The organism is Okeania sp. (assembly GCF_983059655.1).
In genome coordinates, this window is sequence record NZ_CEZPJD010000699.1 from 1 (window position 1) to 4,206 (window position 4,206).

2 protein-coding genes are annotated in these 4,206 nt (G+C 33.7%); both read right to left on the reverse strand.

Going from position 1 to position 4,206, the window contains the following annotated elements; genetic code table 11:
* Positions 1–491: hypothetical protein (locus tag AC3DU7_RS26885; protein ID WP_488042330.1), on the reverse strand; the 491-nt coding region annotated here is incomplete at its 3' end.
* A 734-nt stretch (positions 492–1,225) separates the two neighbouring features.
* Entirely contained in the window at positions 1,226–3,259 is a 2,034-nt protein-coding gene (locus AC3DU7_RS26890; RefSeq protein ID WP_488042331.1) for an ABC1 kinase family protein, read from the reverse strand.
* Positions 3,260–4,206 lie beyond the last annotated feature (947 nt).

The window sequence follows — 4,206 nt, forward strand, 5'->3', positions numbered from 1 at the left end:
TTATCAAACTCTCTTATCGGAGGAAATTTGCGATATTTTATACTTACGCCTGCTTTTTCTAAATCATGGTAAAAAAGATTAGCTTGCTTTTTTCTAGTACCTGAATCTTGAGAAAAATCTACTTCCAAAGAATAAATATTTTCTATATCAAGCACATAAGCAAAAACAGCAAGTATAGACTTAAGAGATGAAATACCACCTGTCAAGTCAATATAGTTTTGTGGGTTATCAAGAGGGTTAACAATTGTTCGTAGTTGCTCTACAAGATCCCTGAATCTATCAACATTAGAATCTTCTATTTTTGTGACATGATGTACTAAACTTGTTGAAGAAATTTTATAGTTGCTTATAGCTTCTTGCCAACCTACTGAAGTTGTCAAAGCTTGTAATGATTGCTCAGAATGAAAAATATGTACTTGACGAAAAGTTAAATCACTATTTTTGGTATCACTTCGTGCTTGAAGGGTAGCTCTAATAATAGCGTTAATCATTGCAGGAATGTTTGTATTTCCCGCTAAAATGTAAGCATTCAGCCGTCAGCTATCAGCCATCAGCTATTGCTTTTAATTTTTGATAAAAGCTCGATCATTCAAAATTAAATTTTACTGTAAAAGCCAGTTTTTAAGTCTATATTCCTTTAAATATCCTCCTTAGGGAATAGCAGAAAATAAATTACCCCAATTTTCGTACTTCGATCGTTAACTAGCTAATCTCTACTCCCTTAACTTTTTCAATTTCTTCCCTACTCCCTACTCCCTTACTTTCATAGCTAATGGGATAATTTTTTATTTGGAAGTCCCTTAAGTTTGAGGTTTTTATTGCTGATAGCTGACCGCTAATAGCTGAATGCTTACGCTAAAATTAGCTTGAATGATTTTTGATAAATGTTCACTTTTGCTTTGTTGAATTCCCGATAATATAATTTATCTACTGTATAGTGGAGTTTAAATTTTATACTAAGTCCAGTTATGAAAAGATACTTTTTCCAACTCTTTTTTAATCCTTCTGCCTTATTCCAAGATAATTACTTAATAACTCATAGCTGATAGCTGATAGCTGACCGCTGTTTGCGCAGCAGTCCGCAGGAAATGCTTACATACTAATTAAATTAAATTTGGTATTATAGCTCAATCAAACCTCAATTTTTTGATAAAAAAATTAGTTGCCAGTATAAACTTTTCCTACTAACAACTAATAATAATTAGCTATTAAATAATTAATCAACTTACCTAGGAACAGGCAAAGAAAGTTGAGGTTTAGCGTCTGGTTGATGACCATTACCATTAGAATGCTCTGGAGATAATAATACTTGACGAACAAAACGAGCGATCGCCCGTTGAGTCAAACCACTTGCAACTTCTTGCCCCATCTTTTGCATTTCTGGTTTAACTAACAAATTTGGTACCAACTGCGCCAACTGCATAGCATCAAAACCAGGAGTATCTTGAATAATTTGCCAAATACGTTGAATATGCTCTGCTCTTTTTTCTTCTGGAGTATTTGTAGATGTAATTCTGGTCGGTTTTTCTTCCTTCATGCCCAACAATTCACCTACTCTATTTCTCACATTAGAAAAAGTATTTCTGGATGCTAGGTCAAGACTATTAATTAACTCTTCAACTAAACGCACCCTAATAAAATCACCACGTTCAGACAATAAGAAATCTAGAGCTTGGTCTAACACCTTGCTAATATCATAATCATCACTATTACTCGCATTTCTTAATAAATTTTCCAATCTATTCCAACGAAAATCACCATCTTTAAAAAGTAAATCTTTCAGAGAAGTTCTTAACTCAGGAGCCTGGTCAGTTAGTAAACGTTTTGCCACATAAGGATAAGCCTTACTCAACACCTTAAAATTAGGATCGACATTAATCGCAATACCTTCCAAAGTTACCAAAGAACGAATAATCAAAGCATAATAAGCAGGTACAGTAAATGGATACTCATACATTAAAGCTGATAACTGGTCTGTAATACTCTTAAAATTAAGTTCTGCCACACTAGCACCAAGAGCATTATTAAACACACCAGCCAAAGCAGGAATAATCGGAGTTAAATCAGTATCAGGGGTCAAAAATTCCAGCTTAATATAATCCTGAGCCAAAGATTCAAAATCACGATTTACCAAATGTACAACTGCCTCTAATAAACCATATCGCTGATAAGGTTTAACCTCACTCATCATGCCAAAATCTAGATAAACCAATTTACCTTCTGGGCTAGCCAATAAATTACCAGGATGAGGGTCGGCATGAAAAAAACCATGTTCTAATAACTGTCTCAAAGAACATTGCACGCCAATTTCTATCAGATATTTGGCATCAATATTTTTGGCTTTGATGGCTTCCAAATTAGTTAATTTAGTACCCGTTATCCACTCCATTGTTAATACACGACGACCCGTATATTGCCAATAAATTTTAGGAACATAAATATCTTTAAGATGACCGTAGAGCTGTTTAAATTTTTCCGCATTACGACCCTCTTGAGTGTAGTCCATTTCCTCAAATATTCGATTCCCAAACTCGTCCATAATAGCTACTAAGTCACTGCGGAGTCGCTTAATACTTTTATGTGCCCAAATAGCTAGTGTTCTTAATATATAAATGTCTAAAGCAATATTTTCCGCTAAACCAGGACGTTGTACTTTTACTGCTACTTGTTCGCCTGTTTTAAGTTTGCCTTTATAAACTTGTCCAAGGGAAGCTGCTGCAATGGGATTAGGTGTTAATTCTGCATAAATTTCTTCTGGACGGAAACCTAATTCTTCTTCTATAAAACGATAGGCTAATTCATTAGGAAAAGGGGGTAATTGGTCTTGTAACTTAGCCAACTCTTCTAAATATATGGGAGAGGCTAAATCTGGTCGAGTAGATAGTGCTTGTCCCACTTTAATAAAAGCAGGACCAAGATTTGTCAAAATTTCTCTTAACCTAACTGCCCGTTTTAATTCATTTTTAGTGGCATTACCTGTAATTTTGTCCCACCACAAGCTAAAAGCAAATGATAAAAAAGTCCATAAAACACTGATGCGCCTTTTCCACACTTGCAAAGGGCGTTTACTGTATAAAGCTGTAATTGCTTCTGGGTCATAGCGTAGAGCATTATTTTCTACTGCTTCTGAATAATCTTGAGACTTAACCATATCTATATTTGTCACTGGCATTGCCTCTATTTCTAATGTGTCTAATTTCTTAGTATGTGAATTCAAATATTCTTTTTGGGTAGCAGATGATATTGTTTCCAGATTCATAAAATTTTAGATTTTTTTTATAAAGGTTGTTAAATATTGTAACAATATGGCTGTCATTTCACTGAAGTCAAAAGTTATCTCAAGTCAAAATTCAAAAGTCAAAAGTCAAAAGTAATAATTTGACTATCTCCCTCCCTATTCAGAATTTCCTCTAGTCACAGAAAAATTGGTAGTAAATCAAGAATCGAAAAATTAATTGTTAAATTTCACTATTGCGACATACGACATACGCAATAGTAGAACATCAAACCTAGAGAGTAAGGATACTCAGACTTTATTTCCACTGACTATGAAAATATCTGACTCTAATCTCTCTTCACAAAATTTCCTCTAGTCACAGAAAAATTGTTAGTAAATCAAGAATCGAAAAAATAATTGTAAAATTTTGCTATTGCGACATACGCAACAGTAGAGCATCAAACCTAGAAAGTCTGGAAACTCACAGTTGATTTTCACATCCCAGAAAATATTTGACTATATCTCTACCCATAATTTTCTCTAGTCACAGAAAAATTATTATTAAATCAAGAATCGAAAAAATAATTGTAAAATTTTGCTATTGCGACATAGGCAACAGTAGAGCATCAAACCTAGAAAGTCAGGAAACTCACAGTTGATTTTCACACCTAAGAAAATATTTGACTGTTTCTCTACCGGGAATTTCCTCTAGTCACAGAAAAATTGTTAGTAAATCAAGAATCAAAAAAATAATTGTAAAATTTTGCTATTGCGACATAGGCAACAGTAGAGCATCAAACCTAGAAAGTCAGGAAACTCACAGTTGATTTTCACACCTAAGAAAATATTTGACTGTTTCTCTACATAGAATTTTCTCTAATCACAGAAAAATTGTTAGTAAATCAAGAATCAAAAAAATAATTGTAAAATTTCACTATTGCGACATAGGCAACAGTAGAGCATCAAACCTAGAAAGTCAGGAAACTCAC

Coding starts and splice junctions, on each gene's coding strand:
- AC3DU7_RS26890 (WP_488042331.1), bottom strand. CDS start 3,259: ATGAATCTGGAAACAATATCATCTGCTACCCAAAAAGAATATTTGAAT.